The sequence below is a fragment of the Blautia caccae genome, from assembly GCF_040095955.1.
Classification (GTDB): domain Bacteria; phylum Bacillota; class Clostridia; order Lachnospirales; family Lachnospiraceae; genus Blautia; species Blautia celeris.
In genome coordinates, this window is sequence record NZ_JBBMFP010000030.1 from 38107 (window position 1) to 60889 (window position 22783).

General features: G+C 48.7%; 17 protein-coding genes and 1 pseudogene. All 18 read left to right on the forward strand.

The features are described 5' to 3' along the window. Window positions 1–48: 48 nt before the first annotated feature. The gene (locus tag WMO65_RS23440) at window positions 49–1089 is read left to right on the forward strand and encodes a LacI family DNA-binding transcriptional regulator (protein ID WP_148392418.1); all 1041 of its coding nucleotides are present in this window, start codon (window positions 49–51) and stop codon (window positions 1087–1089) included. A 47-nt stretch (window positions 1090–1136) separates the two neighbouring features. Next, window positions 1137–1964: a MerR family transcriptional regulator gene (locus WMO65_RS23445; RefSeq protein ID WP_187370575.1), complete on the forward strand. Its 828-nt coding sequence runs from the start codon at window positions 1137–1139 to the stop codon at window positions 1962–1964. A gap of 184 nt (window positions 1965–2148) precedes the next feature. After that, window positions 2149–3075 carry a carbon-nitrogen hydrolase family protein gene (locus WMO65_RS23450; RefSeq protein WP_148392416.1) on the forward strand — a complete coding sequence of 309 codons (927 nt, stop codon included), beginning with the start codon at window positions 2149–2151 and terminating at the stop codon, window positions 3073–3075. After that, entirely contained in the window at window positions 3047–3994 is a 948-nt protein-coding gene (locus WMO65_RS23455) for an ROK family protein (protein ID WP_243128805.1), read from the forward strand. The genes WMO65_RS23450 and WMO65_RS23455 overlap by 29 nt, the downstream gene beginning before the upstream one ends. A gap of 24 nt (window positions 3995–4018) precedes the next feature. Next, window positions 4019–5356: an MFS transporter gene (locus WMO65_RS23460; protein WP_148392414.1), complete on the forward strand. Its 1338-nt coding sequence runs from the start codon at window positions 4019–4021 to the stop codon at window positions 5354–5356. A gap of 3 nt (window positions 5357–5359) precedes the next feature. Then, window positions 5360–6508, forward strand: a complete 1149-nt coding sequence (locus WMO65_RS23465) for an alpha/beta hydrolase (RefSeq protein ID WP_148392413.1) — start codon at window positions 5360–5362, stop codon at window positions 6506–6508. Beyond that, on the forward strand, window positions 6501–7937 hold the full coding sequence (locus tag WMO65_RS23470) for a glycoside hydrolase family 1 protein (protein WP_148392412.1): 1437 nt from the start codon (window positions 6501–6503) through the stop codon (window positions 7935–7937). Before WMO65_RS23465 ends, WMO65_RS23470 begins: the two co-directional genes overlap by 8 nt. A 316-nt stretch (window positions 7938–8253) precedes the next feature. Beyond that, window positions 8254–9288 (forward strand): 5-dehydro-2-deoxygluconokinase, encoded by a 1035-nt coding sequence (gene iolC / locus WMO65_RS23475; protein WP_033143019.1) that lies wholly within the window; start codon window positions 8254–8256, stop codon window positions 9286–9288. A 180-nt stretch (window positions 9289–9468) separates the two neighbouring features. Further along, the gene (gene iolD / locus WMO65_RS23480; protein ID WP_148392411.1) at window positions 9469–11400 is read left to right on the forward strand and encodes a 3D-(3,5/4)-trihydroxycyclohexane-1,2-dione acylhydrolase (decyclizing); all 1932 of its coding nucleotides are present in this window, start codon (window positions 9469–9471) and stop codon (window positions 11398–11400) included. Between the two features lie 181 nt (window positions 11401–11581). After that, a complete protein-coding gene (locus WMO65_RS23485; RefSeq protein ID WP_054353254.1) occupies window positions 11582–12367 on the forward strand; it encodes a 5-deoxy-glucuronate isomerase in 786 nt (261 codons plus the stop codon). A gap of 52 nt (window positions 12368–12419) precedes the next feature. Beyond that, a complete protein-coding gene (locus WMO65_RS23490; RefSeq protein WP_033143022.1) occupies window positions 12420–13571 on the forward strand; it encodes an iron-containing alcohol dehydrogenase in 1152 nt (383 codons plus the stop codon). 971 nt (window positions 13572–14542) lie between these two features. Then, a complete protein-coding gene (locus WMO65_RS23495; protein WP_118593861.1) occupies window positions 14543–15478 on the forward strand; it encodes a substrate-binding domain-containing protein in 936 nt (311 codons plus the stop codon). Window positions 15479–15677: 199 nt separating this feature from the next. Further along, window positions 15678–17069, forward strand: a complete 1392-nt coding sequence (locus WMO65_RS23500; RefSeq protein ID WP_033144225.1) for an MFS transporter — start codon at window positions 15678–15680, stop codon at window positions 17067–17069. A gap of 3 nt (window positions 17070–17072) precedes the next feature. Continuing rightward, entirely contained in the window at window positions 17073–17684 is a 612-nt protein-coding gene (locus tag WMO65_RS23505; RefSeq protein WP_033144226.1) for a cytidylate kinase-like family protein, read from the forward strand. 66 nt (window positions 17685–17750) lie between these two features. Continuing rightward, window positions 17751–18770 (forward strand): Gfo/Idh/MocA family protein, encoded by a 1020-nt coding sequence (locus WMO65_RS23510; RefSeq protein WP_148392408.1) that lies wholly within the window; start codon window positions 17751–17753, stop codon window positions 18768–18770. Between the two features lie 332 nt (window positions 18771–19102). Beyond that, window positions 19103–20824, forward strand: coding sequence for a cache domain-containing sensor histidine kinase (locus WMO65_RS23515; RefSeq protein ID WP_033144159.1), 1722 nt, complete (start codon window positions 19103–19105; stop codon window positions 20822–20824). A 35-nt stretch (window positions 20825–20859) separates the two neighbouring features. Beyond that, window positions 20860–22443 (forward strand): response regulator, encoded by a 1584-nt coding sequence (locus WMO65_RS23520; RefSeq protein WP_148392406.1) that lies wholly within the window; start codon window positions 20860–20862, stop codon window positions 22441–22443. A gap of 212 nt (window positions 22444–22655) precedes the next feature. Continuing rightward, window positions 22656–22783: pseudogene (locus tag WMO65_RS23525) on the forward strand (myo-inosose-2 dehydratase); the annotation flags it as partial.

The window sequence follows — 22783 nt, forward strand, 5'->3', positions numbered from 1 at the left end:
TGTGTTTTGCGTGCGAAATATTCTTATAAAAATTTCCGGAGGCGGATTATGGCGGGGACAATACAACAGATTGCGGAGCTGGCAGGGGTGTCACGGGGAACTGTGGACCGGGCTTTGAACAACCGGGGGAGGATCAACCCCGAAGTGGCTAAGAAAATAGAACAGATCGCAGATGAGATCGGATATGTGCCAAAACACAGGAAAAAGGCGGACAGCACAGGAAAACAGAGCGGCAGGGGAAAGCGTGTCGGAGTCGTGACACAGCTATCCCAGTCCTCCTTTATGCTGCAGGTCAACAAGGGAATCCGGGATGCGGCGAAAAAGCTGGCGGATCAGGGCGTGGAAGTGCTCATAAAAGAGAACGCTTCTGTGGATGAGGCAGAGCAGATGCGTGCGATCACAGAGCTGGAGGAGGAAGGCATGGACGCGCTGGCTGTGATGCCGGTGGACTGCGATAAGGTGAGGGTGAAGCTGAATGAGCTGACCGAGGAGAAGAACATACCGGTGGTCACTTTTAATTCCGATATTGTGGGAACAAAACGCTGCTGCTTTGTGGGCCTTGACAACTGGAAAAGCGGACAGACCGCAGCAGGACTCATGGGGATGATGATGCGCGGCAAGGGAAAGGTTCTGGTTATCACCGGATATTTTTCCAACAGCGCCGGCAGCCGCAGGGTGGACGGTTTTGTGGAGGAACTGAAGAAGAGTTTTCCGGAAATGGATCTGGTGGGGGTGCAGAGCAGTTTTGACCACACAGATGAAGTGGAGAAGATCATCGTAAACTCCATGTCGGCATTCCCGGATCTGGAGGGCATCTTTGTGGCCTCCGGCGGGCAGGCGGGAGTCAGAAAGGCATTTGACAAGCTGAGCCTGGAAAAGCGTCCGTATGTGATCATCTATGACCTGACACCAAAGAATGAGAAGGCGCTTCTGGAAGGCACCGTGGACTTTCTCATTGACCAGGAGGGATACGACCAGGGGTACCGGGCGCTTTCCATTCTGTCTGATATGCTGAGAAGAGGAAGAATGCCGGAAAAAGAATATATGTATACAGAGATCAATATTAAGACAAAGTATAATCTGAACTGACAGATTATGCATGTTCTGCCAGAATGCCGGAGAAGGGAGCGCGAGATGTGAAGGAATTATATACCATTTCCGAGATTGCCAATCTATTTCATATTTCTACACAGACGCTGCGGTATTATGATAAGATTGGACTGCTGAATCCGGAGGCAGTGAATCCGGAGACCAATTACCGCCAGTACGAACAAGGGCAGATTGCCCGGCTGGCTATGATCATTGAGCTGAAGCAGATGGGCTTCTCCCTTCTGGAGATACGGAAATACTGTAATGTGAAGCGGCTGGACGAGCTGGAACATCTGCTGGAGGACAAGAGAAGAGAATTAAAGGGCAGGATAGAAGAGCTGATCTCAGTTGAGCAGCAGGCGGAATTTTATCTGAAGATGATCCGGCTCACCAGGGAAAAGCACCAGGACCATATTCTGGAAATCAGCTATTTGCCCAGAAGACATGCGTATTTTATTCCGGTAAGCTTCGGGATACAGGATCTGGATCAGTATATAGCCATGGTGTACAAGTCCTACATGCGATCCGGGCAGCGAAAGGAGACTTCCAGAAAGGGACACGTGATCCTCTCTATCGACGAGGAGAGTCTGAGAAACCAGAAATTCCGGACGTACAGCGGCATTGGACTTCTCACGGACTCCTGTGTGGAAGGGAAAAATTCACTGCTGATACAAGAAGGACTCTATGCCACAGCGGCCCACATCGGGGAATATTACACGATCAGTAATACGTATAGAAAGCTTTGCAGTTACATCCGGGAAAATCATTATGAGATAGCGGGAAGTTCCCTGGAAACCTCAGTGACCAATATTTCCATCACAGACAACCCGGATGAATTTCTTACAGAGATACAGATACCGGTAAAACAAAAATAGACCTTATACCTGAACCTTATAGCAGGTATAAGGTTTTTTTGTTGGATAAACAGGGAAAATTGGTCAAAGAAAAGAAAATATTGCTATTGACATTATTCCTGCTATATTCTTTAGACTGATAAACAGATAAATGCAGTTTTGTGGGAATAGCAGAACTGCAGAGAGTTAAAGGAGGGGAAAATGGATGAAGAGAAGATTAAATGTCTCTGTCATACAGATGCCTATTATGGAACCGGACGAGAGTCTGGAGTATCTGGAAAAGGCGGTATCTGTACTCATGCAAAACTATGTAAAACCGGAGTTGGTGGTGGGCGCGGAATTTGGAATCAGTGCCAGGCCGGACACGGTACCAGGGGAATTTACCAGAAGGATGGGGGCTATTGCCAGGAAATACGGCATTTATTTCCTGCCCTGCACCATGGCCGAGATTTCACCGGAGCTGCCCCAGGGAAAATTTTACAATACCTGTGTTGTGTATGGACCAAACGGTGAGATTGTGGCAAAATACAGAAAACAGGTGCCGTTTCGCCCGGCGGAATGTTCGGAGCCTGCGCCGCAGAAGGAGTTTTGTGTTTTCAGGATTCCGGAGAAGGATGTGACGGTTGGTCTGATGATCTGTTATGACCAGTTTTTTCCGGAGATACCGAGGACACTTGCCCTTATGGGAGCAGAACTCATTTTGTGTCCGGCTCTGGATCCCCAGGAATTTTCCTATATCCCGGACTTGATACCAAGAGTGCGGGCGCTGGAAAATGAGTGTTATTTTGTCTGGTCCTGCAGTACGGGAATCGGTCCAAAGACTACGTACTGCGGCAGGTCTGTCATTGCGGGGCCGGAGGGGGAGATTGTGCACCAGTGCGGAGAGAATCCGGCGCTTGTGACCAAGACGCTGGATTTTGACCGGGTGAGGGAGAAACGGCTGTGCGGTATGGATCAGCATTTGAATTCCCTGCGGCGGTTTGGAGTGGAGTATCCCTTTGCCGGGAGGATCAGCGAGGCCCCGGTATACAGGGACATGCCTCCTGTGACCGAGACTCATGGGGAATATGCGAAACGGCTTGAGGAGCTGGGAATCGGTTCATTTGGCAAAAGCGACAGTAAAGGATGGTGAGCTTTTGAATACTTTGGGAATTGATATCGGGGGTACATTTATCAAATATGCCCTGGTGGATGAGGAATACGAGATGGTGAGCCAGTGGAAAATACCCACGGGCAGTATGAAGGATAAGGATGCCTTTTACGACCATTTGGCCAGTGGATGGCAGGACAGAGGGGAATTTGACAGCGTGGGTGTGTGCGCGCCGGGACTGATTGGGCCGGACGGGCGTGTTAACACATACGCAGCGCCCGGGGTGGACGCCATGTATCATACCAATGTGCCGGAGGAGATTGAGAAGCGGTGCAGCAAAAAGGCTGCGGCTATCAATGACGCCAAGGCCGCCGGGCTGTGTGAATTCAGACTTGGCAATGCCAGGGATGCCGAAAGTTCAGTCTGTATTCTGATCGGAACAGGCATAGGCGGATGTTATTGTGATAGGAACGGCGTTGTGCTGGGACAGGGGGGATTTGCGGGGGAACTGCATTTTCTTCCGGCATTTGACCCGGAGAGGGGCCGTTTTGAGAAGATGGGAAATCTCTGCTCCATGACAGGACTTGTGTGGCTCTACCATAAGCTTTCCGGAAAAGAGGAGCCTGCACTGGGGGAAGGAAGAGAAGTGCTCAGAAGATACCTTGAGGGGGAGGAATGTGCGATACACACAGTGGAGGAATGGCTCTACCGCCTGTCCATGTATCTGATCGCCGTGGAGGCTGTGTATGATCCCCAGGTCATCTGCATCGGCGGAGGGGTGTCTGAGGAGGAATGGTTTTTGAAAAAACTGACAGAAGTGCACCACAAGGAATTTCTCCGATATTTCCGTTCAGATGAAATGTTTCTGCAGACAGAGGTAAGAAGATGCCGGTTCGCCAACGGTTCCAACATACTGGGAGCTGTGCTGAATGTGCGTGGGCAGCAGCCGGATCAGAGGTAAAGAAAAGAGGAGGTATTTTATATAATGAATAAGATTACGATGAAAGAAAAGATCAGTTACGGCTTTGGGGACCTGGCCTGCAACACATTGTTTACAGTGATCAGCTCCTATCTAATGTTTTTCTATACAGATATTGCGGGAATCGGCCTTGCGGCTGTGGGGACTATCATGCTGGTCTCCAGAGTCGTGGATGCGGTGACGGACCCACTGATGGGAAATATCGTGGACCGGACCAACACGAAATGGGGAAAGGCCAGGCCCTATGTGCTCTGGATGGCAGTGCCTTTTGCTATATCCGGTGTGTTGATGTTTACAGTACCTGACCTGAGCAGCCAGGGAAAATTCATCTATGCCCTGATTACCTATGTGCTTTTTTGTGTGGTTTACACAGCGCTGAACATTCCTTACACCACTATGCTGAGTAACCTGACAGACGATTCCGGCGCCAGACTTTCTTTTAACATGTTCAAGATGATCGGTTCCAGTGCAGGTGCCTTTATTGCCAGCGGCGTGACTCTGAGTCTGGTGGAGAAGCTGGGCGGAACCAACCGGAAGGCTGGATTTGCCGGAGCAATTGCCGTGTATGGCGTTGTGGGCGTTGTGCTGCTCATCATCTGCTTTAAGAACACAAAGGAACGTATTGTGCCAATCCAGGAGAAGATCACACTGAGAGAATCCCTGAGTGCGGCGGCGAAGAACAAACCCTGGGTCCTTTTGTGTGCCATGTCTTTTGTGAGCTTTACAGGACTGATCATCAAGAATCAGGGAACCATGTATTATGCGAAATATTACCTGGAAAATGAAAAGGCTGCGGCTTCCCTTCTGGCTATTCCCAATCTTCTGGCCATTCCTCTGGCTTTCGTAGTGCCGGCGGTTGCCATGAAAATAGGAAAGAGGAACTGCGTGCTCTGGGGCAATGTGATCTTCATCGGAAGTCTTGCAGGAACCTTCCTTGCAGGAAAAAGCTTTCCGTTGCTCATGTTCTGGGCTGTGCTGGGTGCTGTAGGACTTCGTACCGCCAATGCAGTGCCGTATGTTATGATGGCAGACGCTATTGACTATTCGGAGTGGAAGACAGGAATCCGCCCTCAGGGCCTTCTCACATCCTTCTCCGGCTTTATGGTGAAGCTGGGTATGGCGGCAGCAGGTGTGATTGGAGCGGCTGTCATGAGTGCAGGCGGATACGTGGAGAATGCAGTGCAGTCTGCCTCTTCCGTCAATGCCATCCGTGCCAACTTTATCTGGATTCCCATGGCTCTGTCTGTGGTATGCGTGATCCTGAGCCTTCTCTATGATCTGGATAAGAAGTATCCGAAGATCATTGAAGAGCTGCATCAGAGAAAAGCGGAAAGCGGGAGGTAATATATGAACAGAGAAGAGTATGAAGGCCGTCTTAGGGAGCTGAAGGAAAATGCGGAAGATGTATGTGTGGACGGACTCAGCCTTTTGGTAAAAGAATGTGCCGACAGGGAACGCGGGTGTATGGACCCGCGTGCCTTAAGGCTGCACACCCTGAAGCGTGAGGAGGCGGAGGAACATCCGGAACAGGTGGAAGAATGCCTGAAGAAAAATTTCCGGTATCTGTTTCCAGCGCCTCCCCTTCCCGGGGAGAGTATGATTGAGACCATGAGACGGACGATGGGATGGGAGAGCGAGGACATCACAGATGGCAAAGTCGAGGGTAAAAATGTTGTGATACCCGGCAGAGGCGGAGAGATTTCCGTCAGAATCTATACCCCGGCAGGGGGAGAGAGGCGTAAGCCCTGTCTGCTCTTTTTCCACGGAGGAGGATTCACCGGAGGAAGCATGGATGTGGTGGAAAATCCCTGTAAGGCCATAGCCGGGAGAGGGGACGCGGTGGTGATAAATGTGGATTACCGCCTGGCACCGGAAAATCCGTATCCTGCAGGACTCCATGACTGTATGGATGCGGTTGGCTGGGTCTGGGAGAATGCGGAAACGTTGGGTATCAGGCAGGACAAAATCGGCGTTGCCGGGGACAGTGCGGGGGGCGGTCTGGCATCTTCCTGTGTGTATCTGGACAGGGCCGGGGGAGAGAACCGGATCGCATATCAGGTTTTACTCTACCCCACCGTGACGCGAAGTGCGGATCCGGAGGTAAATGGCTACACATGGAGCATGGATGTCTATGAAAACAGGGATGACCATCCCGGGATACGGCGGGCTTTGACCTGGATGATGGAGAGCATGGATGGGCTGAACCAGATGTATATGGGGGATGCGGCGAAAATTACCGAGCCGGGTGCCTCTCCGCTTCTGGCAGAGGATTTTACCGGGTATCCACCTACTTTGATGGTGACAGCAGAGTACGATTATCTGCGGCTGGAGGATGAGATGTATGCAAGGAAGCTGGCAGAGGCGGGGGCGTCGGTGCGTGTCATCCGCTACGGGGGAATGGAACACGCATTTCTGGACAAATGTGGTTTCTATCCCCAGGCAGAGGACTGTGTGGACGAGATTGCAGAGGCAGTGAGGAGGTGGAGTCATGAATAAATCACCAAAGGGATTTCCGGAAGATTTTCTCTGGGGCGGGGCAATCGCCGCTAATCAGGCGGAGGGTGCCTTTGATGTGGACGGAAAAGGAATGTGTATTGCAGATATCAATGCTTTCCAGGGGGATCTGCCTCTGGAAAAACGCTGCAATCTGGAGATGGACACCAGTCAAATTAAAGCCGCTATGGCAGATCAGGAAGGTAACTATCCCAAGAGGAGGGGCATCGGATTCTACTACACGTACCCGGAAGACCTGAAACTGCTGGCGGAGATGGGACTCAAATCCTTCCGTTTCTCCGTGAATTGGGCCAGAATCTTTCCAAACGGAGATGAGGAGGAGCCCAACGGAGAGGGCCTGGCCTTCTACGACCGCCTGATTGACGAAATTATCAAAAACGGCATGGAGCCTATGATCACCATCTCCCACTATGAGATGCCGCTGCACCTGACTACGGCTTATAACGGATGGTATTCCAGGGAGCTTGTGGACTTTTTCTATCGTTACTGCTGTGTACTTTTTGACAGATTCCACGACAGGGTGAAGCTGTGGATTCCGGTGAATCAGATCAATATGATCCATTTTGAATCCTTCAACCATCTGGGAATTGCCGGGGACAGGGCAGAAAATCTGCTTCAGGCCAAGTACCAGGGTATCCATCATGAGTTTGTGGCCTGTGCCATGGCTGCCGGGTACGCACACAGCAGATACCCGGATTTGAAGATCGGAGTTATGCTGTGCGGAGGTCCCGCATCCCCCAAAGACTCCGGGCCGGAAAATGTGCTGGCTGCAGTACGACACAACCAGATGGAATATTTTTATTCGGATGTGGCGCTTCGGGGATATTATCCGGGTTATGCCCTGAGATTCTTTGAGGATAATGGGATTGAGCTGCAGTTTGCGGACGGGGACGAAGAGATTCTGAAAAATACGGCGGATTTCTTTTCCTTTTCCTATTATTATATGAAGGTCTGCGATGAGGAATCCTTCCGTCAGGGAAACCGTACCTACAGAAACCCCAGTCTCTCGGCAAACGAGTGGGGGTGGAGCCTGGATCCTGTGGGACTTAGGACTATGCTGAATCTGTTCTATGACAGATACCAGTGTCCCATTTATATTACAGAGAACGGCATGGGATTCTGTGACAGTGTGGAACAGGGACAGATACAGGATACCTACCGGATTGACTATTACCGGGCTCACATAGAGCAGATGCGGGAGGCTGTGCGGGATGGTGTGGACCTGCGGGGGTACTATGCCTGGGGACCCATTGACATTGTGAGCTGTTCATCTTCGGAGATGACTAAGCGGTATGGGTTTATCTATGTGGATTATGACGATTATGGAAAAGGTACGGGAAAGCGTATAAGGAAAGCCAGTTATGAATGGATGAGAAATGTGATCAGAAGTAATGGAGAAGATTTGAACTGAAGATTAATAACATGATAATAAATTGACCGTCGAGGCAGCATCTGCTCCGACGGTCTTTTTTGACTGTGAAATATCAAGGATAATACAACATAAAATCAATTCGCACGCGCCTAAAACACGCAAAAACTATTGTGAAAATGTAATAAAATTCAGTCATAAAATTGTGCAATAAATAGAAAGAGTGTGAAAAATAAAAAAGTGCTTGCACATCTTCGATGCGTGTGATACTATAAAAGCACAAAAGGAAAGCACGTAAAACGCACACATAAATAAAAAGCACGCAAACATGGATGAAAAAAACAGGAGGAAAGTTTTTATGAAGTATGTAGAATTTGATCAGAGCAGACCAATGGATTTGGTTTTACTGGGCCGTGTGGCAATCGACTTTAACCCGGCTTACAATGACCAGGTGAAAGAGGAGTTTAAACCTCTGAAAAAAGTGCATATGTTTGAGAAGTTCGTAGGCGGTTCACCGGCCAACATCGCTGTAGGTGTTACAAGACACGGCATGAAAGCAGGATTCCTGGGAAAGGTTTCCGATGACCAGTTTGGCGAGTATGTAGTGGATTATTTTGATGAGCAGGGTATTGATACCTCACACATCACAAAATGCACCGGCGGCGAGAAGCTGGGCCTGACATTTACCGAGATGCTGTCACCAAAGGAAAGCAGCATTCTGATGTACAGAAACTGCATCGCTGATTTACAGCTTCATGTGGATGACATTGATGAGGAATACATAAAACAGACAAAGGCAATCCTGATCTCCGGAACAGCGCTGGCTGAGAGTCCATCAAGAGAAGCAGCCATCAAAGCCGTTCTGCTGGCAAAGAAAAATAATACGAAGATCATCTTTGACATTGACTACAGAGAGTATAACTGGAAGAACAGTGATGAGATCGCAATCTACTATTCCATGGTAGCAAAAGAAGCAGACATCATCATGGGCTCAAGAGAAGAGTTTGACCTGACTGAGAAGCTGATCCAGCCGGGCATGACAGATGAAGAATCCGCAGCCCTGTGGCAGAGCTACAACGCCAAGATCGTTGTGATCAAACACGGCATGAAGGGCTCCACCGCTTACACCTGTGACGGACAGAAATACTCCATCAAACCGTTCCCGGTTGACGCAAGAAAAGGCTTCGGCGGCGGCGACGGATACGGTTCAGGCTTCTTATACGGACTGTATCAGGGATGGGAAGTGATCGACTGTCTGGAATTCGGTTCCGCAGAGGCTTCCATGATGGTCAGAAGCAACAACTGTTCCGATTCCCTTCCGGGACCGGATGCAGTGCACGCATTCATCAAAGAGGAAAAAGAAAAATTCGGCGAAATGATCGCAAGAGTATAATGGTTTTGACAGGTCTGCGCACTTACTGCGCTGACCGTACGGAAACGCAGCGTCATAGCGGTTACAGACAACCGTTGACATAGATACTAACATAAACACTGACTGCGGGGCGGGCCGGGAGTTTCCCCCCTCGCCCATGTGGCAGGCAGCGCCTGCCCGGTATATGAAAGGAGATTAATCATGGCAAAGACAACAAGAATGACGGTTGCACAGGCTATCGTTAAGTTTTTAGATAATCAGTATGTATCCATGGACGGTGTGGAAACAAAATTCGTGGAAGGTTTCTTCACCATTTTCGGACACGGCATTGCAGTAGGCCTGGGAGAGGCACTGGATACCAATCCGGGACAGTTAAGAGTTATGCAGGGAAGAAATGAGCAGGGTATGTGCCATGTGGCAACAGCATTTGCAAAACAGAACAACAGAAAGAGCATCATTCCCTGTGCTTCATCCGTAGGACCGGGAGCTGCCAATATGGTAACTGCCTGTGCCACAGCAACTGTAAATAATATTCCGCTTCTTGTATTTCCGGCAGATACATTTGCATCCAGACAGCCTGACCCGGTTCTGCAGCAGTTAGAGCAGAGCAGCAGCCTGGCTACCACAACAAACGATGCGTTCAAGCCGGTCTGCAAATACTGGGACAGGATCACCCGTCCGGAGCAGCTTATGACAGCGCTGATCAACGCAATGCGCGTGCTGACAGACCCGTCAGAGACAGGTGCATGCTGTATCGCACTTCCTCAGGATGTGGAAGGGGAATCTTATGATTACCCGGATTATTTCTTCGAGAAACGCGTACACAGGATCACCCGTCCGGTGGCTGTGGAAGAAGAGCTGGAAGATATAGCCGAAATCATTGCGGAAGCAAAGAGACCACTGCTTATCGTAGGCGGCGGTGTGAAATATTCAGAAGCCGGCGAGACCGTTGAAAAATTCTGTGAGGAGTTTCACATTCCCTTTGGCGAGAGCCAGGCAGGGAAAAGTGCGTGCCAGACCAGCAACCCTTACTGCCTGGGCGGTATCGGTGTGACAGGAACCCTGGCATCCAATGTCATTGCAAAAGACGCGGATGTGGTGATCGCAGTAGGATCCAGACTTTCCGACTTCACAACAAGCTCCAAACATTTATTCAGAAATGAAGACGTGAAATTCGTGACCATCAACAACAACAGATACCATGCATACAAGATGGACGCTGTAAAAGCCATCGGTGACGCGAAAGTGACAGTGGAAGCTCTGGCAGAGAAGCTGCGTGCCAAAGGATATGTTTCTTCCTACAACGGAGAAATCGAAGCTGCCAAAGAAGCATGGGACAAAGAGTGGGACCGCCTGGCCGGAATCGAATACACAGGTGATGACTTTGAACCGATCATCAAGGCCAGAGACCCGAGAACCGTTCCTGAGTTCGTAAAACTCACAAATGGTAAGATCACACAGACTGCAGCACTGGCTGCTATCAATAAAACGATTGACAAGGACGCTACCATCATCACAGCAGGCGGTTCTCTGCCAAGCTGTATGCAGCGTATGTGGAAAACAGACAAGAGAGGCGGATATCATGCAGAGTACGGCTATTCCTGCATGGGCTACGAAGTGGCTGCCACTCTGGGCGTAAAATTTGCTGAGCCGGATAATGAAGTATACTGTGTGGTAGGAGACTCCAGTTTCCAGATGCTTCACAGCGAGATCATGACGATCATGCAGGAGAGAAAGAAAGTAAACATCCTGGTATTCGATAACTGCGGATTCGGCTGCATTAACAATCTGGAAATGAATCACGGTATCGGCAGTATTGCCACAGAGTTCCGTTATACAGACGGCAAGAAACCGACCGGGGACCTGATTCCTGTAGACTACGCAAAAATCGGCGAGGGCTATGGCCTGAAGACGTATACCTGCAGGACCATCGCTGAACTGGTTGCCGCTCTTGAGGATGCGAAGAAACAGGATATTGCCTGCCTCTTTGATCTGAAGGTAATTCCGAAAACTATGACAGACGGTTATGAATCCTGGTGGAATGTGGGTATTGCCACAACTTCTGACAAGGACAGTGTAAAGAAAGCATGCGAAGGCGTTATGACAGGACGTAATGAGTCCAGAGCTTATTAATTTTATATAAACACAGGATGCCGCACGGACCCATCCGCCCTTGGCACAGCCCTCCATTCCCTGACCGGAATGTCTGCGGCAGTGCAGGGAAATCGGGCCGGTGCGGCAAAACCAGATGCTGCAGCCGGTTATCCCGGCTATGGCAGGATAACAGCATATAAGACAAGGAGGATATTTAGATATGGGAAAAGTGTTCGGATACCCGGAATTTGACGCAAACGGTGAAAAGATTTTGACAACCTATGACAACGAATATAAAGACATGATGATGGACATCCGTGTTTACCGCATGAAAGCCGGTGAGACAAGATCCTTCAAAAGGGACGGAGAGGAGCTGGCTGTACTTCTGCTCTCCGGAAACATCACCTATGCATGGGATGGAAACAAGGAGACTGTCAGCAGAAAAGATGTATTTACAGAAGGCCCCTGGTGCGTTCATGTGTGTACAGGAACAGAAGTCAGCGTAACTGCAGAGGCAGATTCAGAGATTTTAGTACAGTGTACAAAGAATGATACAGAGTTTGCAGCAAAATTATACAAACCGGAGGATGCTCCCTGGGGTTATTCCTGCAAGGGCAAATTCGGAAATGTTGCCAAGAGAAGAGTCAACACCATCTTTGACCATGATATCGCTCCCTGGTCTAACATGGTTCTGGGTGAGGTTCTCAATGACAGAGGAAACTGGTCAGGATATCTGCCGCACAGACATCCGCAGCCGGAGACATATTACTTTATGTTCGACCGTCCGGAAGGCTTTGGTGCCAGCTTTGTGGGTGACCAGGTTTTCAAGAGCACAGACGGAAGCTTTTCAGCGATCCCGGGTGGTGAACTGCATCCCCAGGCAGTGGCTCCCGGATTCCAGATGTACACGTGCTGGATGATCCGCCACATTGAGGGCAATCCGTGGCTGCAGACAGACCGCTGTGAAGACGAGCGGTATACCTGGCTGCACGACGCAGAATTTTAGTATTCAAACAGACATTTCATAAAATATAGAAAAGAAAAAGGAGAACACGATTATGGCAAGAGAATTTATCGTACCGGGTCAGATCATTTCCGGTTCAGGCGCATTAAATATGGCAGAGGAAGTATTAAAAGGACTTGGAAAAAAGGCCCTTATTGTTACAGATAAAGTGATGATCCAGTTGGGAAACTGCGCAAAAGTTGAGGCAGCCCTGAAAAACCAGGGAGTGGAATATGCCATTTACTCTGAGATCGTAGGCGAGCCCACAGATACCATGATTGAAAACGGCCTGAAATTATACAAAGAGGAAGGCTGTGACTTTTTAGTGGCTCTGGGCGGAGGAAGCCCCATTGACTCCATGAAAGCCATCGGTTCTCTGGTTATAAACGGCGGATGTATTTCCGATTACATGGGCAAAGTGATTGATGTGGAGATGCCTCCTATGGTAGCGATTCCGACCACAGCCGGAACAGGTTCTGAGGCAACACAGTTTACGATCATCACAGATACAAAGAAAAATATCAAAATGCTGTTAAAGGGCAAAGTCCTGATGCCAAGCCTGGCGATCATTGACCCGCAGTTCACCATGACTGCACCGCCTAAAATCACAGCAGCCACAGGTCTCGATGCTTTATGCCACGCAGTGGAGGCATACACATCCAGAAAAGCACAGACACTTTCCGATACATTTGCCATGTCAGCCGTAAAACGTATCTTCAAATATCTGCCGGCTGCATTCAAGGACGGCAGCAATGAGGAAGCCAGAGTACAGATGTCCGTAGCTGCTCTGGAGGCTGGTATTGCATTCAACAATGCATCTGTCACCATCATTCACGGAATGAGCCGTCCGATCGGCGCTCTGTTCCATGTAGCTCACGGCCTTTCCAATGCCATGCTGCTGAAAGAATGCCTGACCTTTGCTCTGGAAGGGGCATATGACCGTTTTGCAGACCTGGGACGCGCAGTGGGTGTTGCAGTGGATACAGATTCCGATAAAGAGGCAAGTGAGAAGTTCCTTGCAGCAGTGGAAGCTATTACAAAAGAGCTGGAGACACCTACATTGGGTGAATTTGGTATTGATAAGGATGAGTTCTTTAAGGTGATTGATAAGATGGCGTTCGATGCCATGGACAGTGGTAGTCCGCAGAATACGATGAGAGAAGTTACGGAGGATGATGTGAAACAGATTTATAGAAATCTGTGGTAATTTGATTCCGTAAGGTGGTGAAGCTCCGGGACCGATGGATTGTCGGTTCTGGGGTTTTTTTGTGTGAGATGGAGGGGGGAGAAGGCGGACGGAAGTGGATGGAAGCGGGCCGGGGAAGGGATATGCCTGGGAGCGAAGCGTTCCGCTGCCGGGGAGCTAACCTGCTCCCATTTACTAAATTCATCGGCAATGGCCTCTTCATTAAGTAACTGGGGCAGGTGGATCTCCCCGGCGCTCCACTGAGACATCGCTCCCAGGCATATCCCTTCCCCGGCCCGCTTCCATCCACTTCCTGTTCTTCGGCGTCCCCGTTAGTCATAGTAGTTTTTAGTGCGAAAGTATTTGGAAAAGGTTGAAGTAGTTAAAACTTTGCGGTGTAGAAAAAGTTGATTCTTTTGTGAGAAAAGTGTGTCAGTGTTCCGTCAGGTCAGTGTATTTATTGGGCAGATTATGTATAAGCATAGCAGTGGCAGGTATTCGCCCAATTGTAAAGCGGTTGTTGATGGGCGGATACCCGTAATTATTCTGCTAGTTCAAGGGTTATAAGGTTTTTTTGTTTTCCGAAAGAGAATCAGTATAGGGAAAAGAGTTTTCTTTTCTGTTCCGAGAGCAAATAGTATCGGATAGAGGGATTTTTTCGCTATAGAATGTCAGGACTGGTGGAGCGGGCGGGGGTCTCCTGTGGATGACATTGCGGTAGAGAGCCTGAAAATCCATCGCTTACTAAGACTTAGGCGCGAAGTCTTTACTGAGCGTCTTAGTCGCAGTTAGCGATTAGTTGAAGGGGAACGAAGCTGGCTTCCACAGGAGACCCCCGCCCGCTCCACCGGGCCGTCTCCATACCAGCCACCCCACCCCGCCCGCTCCATCAGGCTGTCCCCATACCAGCCACCATACAAAAAACATTGCCATCTTGTAACTACTTGGCGAAAATGATAAACTGAAAACAAAACAATATGAGGGAATGTGGAATGCGAAAGAGTATAACAAAGCTTTTTCTGGCAGCTCTCAGCCTTTTATGCATCAGCGGCTGTGCCGGCAGGGATGTGCGGGAACCGGAGCAGGAGATCATTATCGGGGTCGTGACAAAATCCAGGAACAGCGAATACTGGATGTCTGTCAATGCAGGTATGGAGAAGGCTGCCAAAGAGAGGAACGTGAAGACAGTCATTTTGTCCCCGGATACGGAGACCGACAAAAAAATACAGAAAAAAATGATACAGGACCTGCTGAAAATGCAGGTGGATGCCCTGGCGGTATCCCCCATTGATTCTTACGATAATCAGGATTACTATGCCCAAGCCCTGGAAATGGGGATTCCGGTGTATGCCTATGACACCCCTATCGCGGATGTGGAGGTCCCCTACATAGGCATTGACAATGAGACGGTAGGGTATGAGCTTGCCAGAGTGCTGGCTGATAAGATGGAGCACAAGGGGAACATTGCCATCATTGCGGGCAGCAGGCAGCAGACATCCCATGAGAAACGGATCGCCGGATTTGAAAAATACATGGAGCAGGAACCGGATATCCATATAGAGGTGGAGAAGAGCGGATACAGCAACCTGCGCGTATCGGAGCAGGAGATGGAGGAGATCCAGGCCAATTATCCGAATCTGGATGGGATTATGACCACCAGTGCCGTCACTGCCCTGGGACTTGCGGAAGCTACCAGGGGGAGCGGCATTGCCATAGCTACCCTGGATGACCAGGAGGACGCGATCCGGGCAGTGGAGGAAGGGCGCATCACTGTGCTGGGAGCCCAGTCCGGCTATGAGATTGGATATGAGACCGTGAAATATATAGTGAATGATAAAAAAGGAATCAAACAGGACCGTGAAAAGATTTTGGATACACAAATTTTGACCCGGGAAAACGTGGAAGATTATCAGAACCTAAAAAAATGACACAAAAATCAAAAAATAATCCCTGTCTTCCGGTTGGCTGCTGATCTGTACCCCAAAATAGCAATATTTTTAGAATGCCACAGGAAAACACGTAAAAATAAAACTAAGGAATCTAAAATTTCTATTACTAGGATTTTCCCTGCAAAAAGGTAAAATAAAATCATCAAAAGGATGATTCAAAGAAAGGCAGGGAAACAAAATGGGAAAAGAATTAGCACAGAAAATAACCGGAGGAAAGCTGTCGTGGGGAACCAGACTGTCTTATGCCAGCGGTGATGTGGCGTGCAACGTTGTGTTCGGAATGATCGGCACGCTGCTTACTCTGTTCTACACAGACTATGTGGGAATCAGTCCGGCTACCGTAGGCCTGATGATGCTGCTGTCAAGGCTTTTTGACGGTGTGTCTGACCTCATCATGGGTGTTATCGTAGAGCGTACCAATTCCAAATGGGGAAAATCAAGACCGTGGATCCTCTGGATGAGCGTACCCTTCGCATTGTCAGCAGTTCTGCTGTTTACAGTGCCGCATACCACAGGAATGCTTCAGTTCCTTTATCTGTTTGTAACTTATAACTTCTGTACAACTGTATGTTATACAGCCATCAATCTTCCTTACGGAAGCCTCTCAGCCATGATGACCAGAGTTTCTTCTGAGAGAGATATGCTGAGTGTTGTGAGAATGGGACTCTCTCCCATCGGTAAGATCATTGCAGCCACCTGTACACTTCCAATCGTTAAACTTTTCGGAGATGATCAGGCAGCATGGGTTAAGACCATGTCCATCTGGGCAGTGCTGGCACTGATTCTTCTTCTGGTATGCTTCTTCAAATGTGAAGAGACCGTAAGGATCGAGGCAAAGGAAAAAGCAGAGAAAGTACCCCTTGGAAAAGGATTTGCAGCACTTTTTAAAAACCAGTATTTCTGGGCAGTTCTGGTATTATGGATGGTACAGAGCGTTTCCTTCGGTATCTCAGGAACCATTTTACCGTACTACTGCAAATACATATTCGGAAATGATACATGGATGTACAGTGCTCTTTTCCTGACAGAGACACTGACACTGGTAGCAGGCATCTTCGCCTGTACACCGCTGATTCGTAAATTCGGAAAACGTAATATTGCTCTTGTGGGTTCACTGATCGCACTGGCAGGACAGCTTCTGTTCTTCTTAAATCCTTACAGCTTCCCGTGGATGGTAATGAGCTGTGTAGCACGTGCCATCGGCCTGGCTCCTCTGAATGCAGTAGTATTCGGTATGGTAGGCGATGTAGTGGAATTCGGACAGTGGAAAACACACATCAGACAGGAAAGCCTTATTTTTGCCGGCGGTTCTATCGGAACAAAGGTAGGCGCAGGTCTTGCATCTGCAGCTATGACAGGGCTTCTCTCCCTGGCAGGTTATGTAAGCTCCTCTGTGGGAACCGCAGCCCAGCCGGAAACAGCGCTTAACATGATCGTAAATATTTATAAATTCGGACCGATTCTTATTGCAGCAGTGGCATTTATCACACTTGCGCTGTACAAATTAGATAGGATGTACCCGGATATTATGAAAGAGTTGATCGAACGTGAGTCAAGAGGGGAGTTATAAGATATGAAAGAACGTACATTGATTACCATCAGCCGTCAGTATGGCAGCGGCGGCAAGGAAATTGCAGAGCTGCTTGCAAAGAAAATGGAGACCCGCTGCTATGACAGACAGATTCTGTACCTGGCAGCAGAGAAGTTGGGCGATTCAGACATGGATATGGATACCATTTTGGATATGTCTTATAAAATGCCGGATAACAGCATGGGTTCCTTTATGGAGGGTGTGAATTCCCTGGGATATGAATCCATTCCTTCCTATAATAAAATGTATCGGGAACAGGCAAAAGTTATCCGCAGAATCGCGGAGAAGGAGAGCGCTGTATTTTTGGGAAGATGTGCGGACGTGGTTTTAAAAGAATTTCCGGAATGCTACAATTTCTTCATCTACGCAGATGAGGAATTCCGAAGAGAGCGGGCAAAGGAATTTTACGGGAACAAATCCATAAAGGAACTGGAAAAAGAGAATAAGACACGTGAGCGTTACTATAACTATTATACAGGACAGAAGTGGGGAGACCCTCTGAACTATGACCTGATGATCAACACAAGCAGATTTTCCGTACAGAAGGCAGCAGACCTGATTTGGGATTATGTGACAAGCTGTCAGTCTGAGTGATATATGTGTTGCTGTAAATTTCAATATAAATTTCAATTATTTAATTATCAAGAAAGAGGTAAAAACATGAAAAAAGTAAAAGTAGGTATCGCAGGTTTAGGAAGATTAGGTAAAGTACACGCAAACAACATCGCATTCAAGATTCCGAATGCAGAGCTGACAGCGGCCTGCTCCATCATGCCGGCAGAGCTGGAATATGCAAAGAAGGAACTGGGTGTCCAGGATGTTTACTCTGATTACCGTGAAATGCTGGAAAAGGCAGATATTGATGCTGTGGCTATCGTAACTACAAGCGGTGAGCACTGCTGGCAGATCGCGGCAGCTCTTGACGCAGGAAAGCACGTTTTCTCCGACAAACCCCTTGGTGTTACGGTGGAGGAATGTAAGCTGGCAGAGGAAGCTGTTGAGCGTCATCCGGAGCTGGCATTTTTCCTGGGATTTATGCGCCGCTTTGACCCATCCTATGCGTATGCAAAGAAGAAAATCGAGGAGGGCGCAATCGGAACTCCTTACATGGTAAAGGCAACAGGGATTGACCCGGAAGCACTGGTGGAGGGCGCCATCAAGTTCGCGGCTACCAGCGGCGGTATCTTCATTGACATGGCGATTCATGATATTGACCTGATGAGATGGTTCTTAGGTTCCGACCCTGTTGAAGTTTACGCTGCAGGCGCGACCTTCAAACATCCGGAATTCAAAGAAGCAGGGGATGACGAGACAGGTGTAGCTATGTACCGCTGTGAAAACGGCGCACTGGGATTTGTACATGTGGGACGTACTGCAGCTCATGGTTACCATGTTGAGACAGAGATCATCGGTACCGAAGGCTCCCTGCGTATCAGTCCGGTTCCGGAGAAGAATCTGTGCATGATCTACGACAAGAACGGTGCAGTGGTTGAATGTGTAAGCGGGTTCCCGGAGCGATTCGCAGAGTCCTACCAGCTTGAGATGCAGGAGTTTATCAACTGTGTAGAATCCGGAAGAAAACCGGAAGTGACTGTATACGACGGAACAAAATCTACCCAGATTGGTTTCGCTACCACAGAAGCATGGAAAAAAGGCGGTATTCTTAAAATCGAATATTGATCCGTATTCCTATATTGTTTACAGGAAGACCTCTATAGACCGGAAGTGTGCTGCTTTTTTAGCGGCACACTTCTGTTATTCTTTTGTTACTGTTCACACGCCACTGTCCCGCGAGGTGTTTTCAGGCCGAAGGCATGAAAATCCCGAGGCAGCCAGCGCGATATGGAGCAGAATGCTCCATATCTGTGCATCGCGAAGCGTGTTGCTGGGCACGCAGTGAACAGTAACATTCTTTACCGAAGTCTTCGGAGGCGTGATTTCTAATGGGTTCTATGTTATAATGTACGCATAAGTGACGTGCGTCAGAATGTATGAACGGCAAAGGAGAGAGTATGCTGCAAAGTATCAGAAGCAAGGTGCTGCTGGCAATTCTGGTGGTGACCATAGTGACCGCCTGTTCTATCACTGTGGTATTTTATTTTAAATCAGCAGGGATGATAGAGGAGAATTATTCCACGAACCTTTACGGCAGGGTAAAGCAGACGGTTACCTCCCTGGATGATTCCCTCCAGGAAATTTACTATATCAACGTAAAAGCAGCCAGCGATATAAATATGGTCCAATACATAAAAGAATACAGGTCATCACATAGCGGTGAAGCCCTGGATGGGATTGCAGAACTTCTGAGAAATTACCGTACAGAATACAAGGATTTAAGCTCGCTGTATTTCATTTTTCCGGATGAGAGGATCGCTGTCACCTCAGAGGACTATCCTGTGTGCAAAAGGGATATTCCGGAGGCGGAGATCGAGAAGATACGCCGGACGGAGACCGAGGAAGCAGTCCCCATAATGTTCGGGGATATGGTCCATGACACGGGAAAACAGCTTTCCTGCATCCAGGCTGTCACAGATGATGACGGCATCGTGCTGGGATATATGCTGGCAAACACAGAGGAGAGGACACTTTTTTATGAATATCTGGAACCTGTGTATGATGAGAAGGTGTCCAAGGCGCTGATTCTGGATAAAAACAGGGAGATCGTCACAAGCAAGGATTATGAGAGTGTAGGGCAGGTATATGAGGGCGTGGACCGACTGCCAAGTACCAGCGGTATTGAGAGTCAGGATGCCAGGGAGATCCGTATTTTCTATCAGGGGGCATTTTCCAAATGCGGTCTGTATATGGATATTCAGAAAAGTGAGGTTCTGCGGGATTTGAAGCAGATGCAGATATTTCTGGTGGCTATTTTTCTGCTGTTTCTCATGATCGGCGGCATTCTTGCCACATCCATTACCAGAGCCATGTATAAACCCATTAAAAATATGACAGATACCGTGGAAAAGGTCAGCAAAGGTGATCTGAGCCTTCGGGTGGATGTGACCACAGAGGATGAGATCGGAACCCTTTGCCGGGAATTTAACCACATGCTTGACAACCTGGAGGATCTGATCGCCAGGGTGATCGAGGAGGAGAGACTGAAAAAGGACGCGGAGCTTGAGGCGCTGCAGTATCAGATCACCCCTCATTTTATGTACAATACACTGAATTCTATCAAATACGCGGCCCTGATAAAGGGAGAGAAGGAGCTGGGCGGCCTCATCGGAGATTTTGTGGAGCTGCTGCAGGCCAGCGTTAATAAGAAGGGAACTTTTATATCCGTGGCGGATGAACTGCATATTTTAAAAAATTATATCCATCTGCAGGAATTTCGCTATCAGGGAAGTTTTGATGTGGAGTACGATATTGCGAAGGATGCTTACGGATGTTATATTCCCAGGCTGATCCTGCAGCCCCTGGTGGAGAATGCCATACTTCACGGAATTGATATGAAGGGCGGCAACGGGCGTCTTGTGATCAGAGGCAGAGTGGAGGGCACACGGCTGACGCTGTCTGTCATTGACAATGGGCGGGGAATGACAAAGGAGCAGATAGAGGAACTGCTCTCCAGCAAAGCCAAGAAGACAAACGGCCTGAGTGCCATCGGCGTGCCGAATGTGCGGGAACGTCTGGAACTCTATTATGAGGCGGAAGGCGGAATTACATATGAGAGCAGTGAAAACGGTACTACTGCCACCATCTTCCTGCCGGCAGACAGGGAAGTGAATATTTGACAGACAGATAAAATGTGACAAAGGGGATGAGGCCTATGTTTCGTACATTATTAGTGGATGATGATTTTTTAGTCAGGAGTTATTTGAAGACTCTGAATGCCTGGGAGAAAGCAGGATATGAGGTGGTAAAGGATGTACAGGACGGCGAGGAGGCCCTGCACGTTCTGGAGGAAGAGAAGATTGACGTGATCATCACAGACATCTCCATGCCGCTTATGGACGGCATTGAACTGATACGCCATATCAGGGAAGAGAAGGAAAATATATACATCATGGTTCTGAGTTGTCATGATGATTTTGAGTATGTCAAGGAGGCCATGCGCCTGGGAGCAGACGAGTATATCCTGAAAAATACTCTGGATGAGGATACACTTTTGGAGATCCTGGAAAAGTCCAGGCACCAGATCGAGTCACGACTGGAGAAAAGCAGTGAGCAGGAACGGACCAGGAAACTGATCCGTATGGGAAGCCATACCCTGAAATACCACTTTTTCAACGGCATTCTCTCCGGCACCTTAAACGGGCAGGAGCGGGAGGCAAAGAGGGCAGAAGCCGGTATCCGCGGGCGGTTCCGGAACAGTGCGGTCATCAATATGTTTATGCACGAATGGAATGAGAAGAACCAGGTATGGAGTCCTTTGGAGGCGGAACAGTATTCCCAGAGTTTCCGCCATGGGCTGATGACAGAGATGGAGGACCTTCTGCAGGAGGACAGTGACTATGCGGAGATCATTTACCTGGGAGCCGGAATATTCTGCTGCTTTCTGGATATGTCATCCATGCGGAGAAGCTCTGTCATGCGCCAGCGCCTGACAAATGTGGCATCCGCCTGCTTCAGGTACTGCAAAAAGGAGCCGTATCATTTCGGGATTGGGGTGAGCAATATCTGTTTCGGCGAGGAGGGTATCCGTCAGGCATACCAACAGGCCAGAGAAATGATGAAGCTGAGTTTTTATGATGACAGCGATATCCTCTATTTTGACAATGGAAAAGAGATCAGTTCCAGGCTTCCGGAAGCCGCGGAAGAGCTGTATGAGCGGATTGAGATCTTGAAAAAGGGGAGAAAGCAGGAGGAACTTGCAGAAATGTGGAGGCGTGTCACGGATGCCTGTAAGCGTACGCATGTGGACAGCAAACTGGTTCTCCAGTGGCTCAGACGCCTGGATAAAAGGGCTGGTCTTGAACGGCCGGCGGAATTTTACAGCAATGTGCACGATATGGATGAGCTGTGCAGGATTGCCGAGAATTACAGCCGGGAATTATTTGCTGATAAGAAAATAGCGGTACCCGCCGGCGTATCCGGGGCTGTGCGCCATGCCATTGAATTTATAAACGGCAATTATAAGAAACCCATCAGCCTTCAGGACGCTGCGGAAGCGGCGGGAGTGAATCCGGCTTACCTGAGTTATCTCTTTAAGCAGGAGATGGAGATCGGTTTTTCCAATTATCTGCAGGAGTGCAGAATGGAATGTGCCAAGGAACTTCTCTGCACCACCAATTACAAGATCAAGGATGTGGCATCTGAGGCGGGATTCAATGATTACCATTATTTTTCCAAGACATTTAAGAAGCTCAATGACTGCAGTCCCGCGGATTATCGCAGGGAACACAGCCAGTGACTATCCGGAAGAAGGGATTTCTAAAAAAAAGACACAAAAAAATTCCACATTCTCAGGAGACCGGAAAACAGCATATGAAATGACAACAAAGCTAAAAAAATTTCCGATTTAAGCCATGACTGAATTCTGGTATTCTTTATTCAAGAACAAAGGAACGGCACGCCGGAGGCACCGGCCCCGGACAAAAGACAGTGAATAAAGGAGAATGAACAATGTTTAATAAGGAAAAAGTAAAATTAGGAATCGCACCTATCGCATGGACTAATGATGACCTTCCGGACCTGGGAAAAGAGAATACCTTTGAGCAGTGCGTCAGCGAGATGGCACTGGCAGGCTTCAC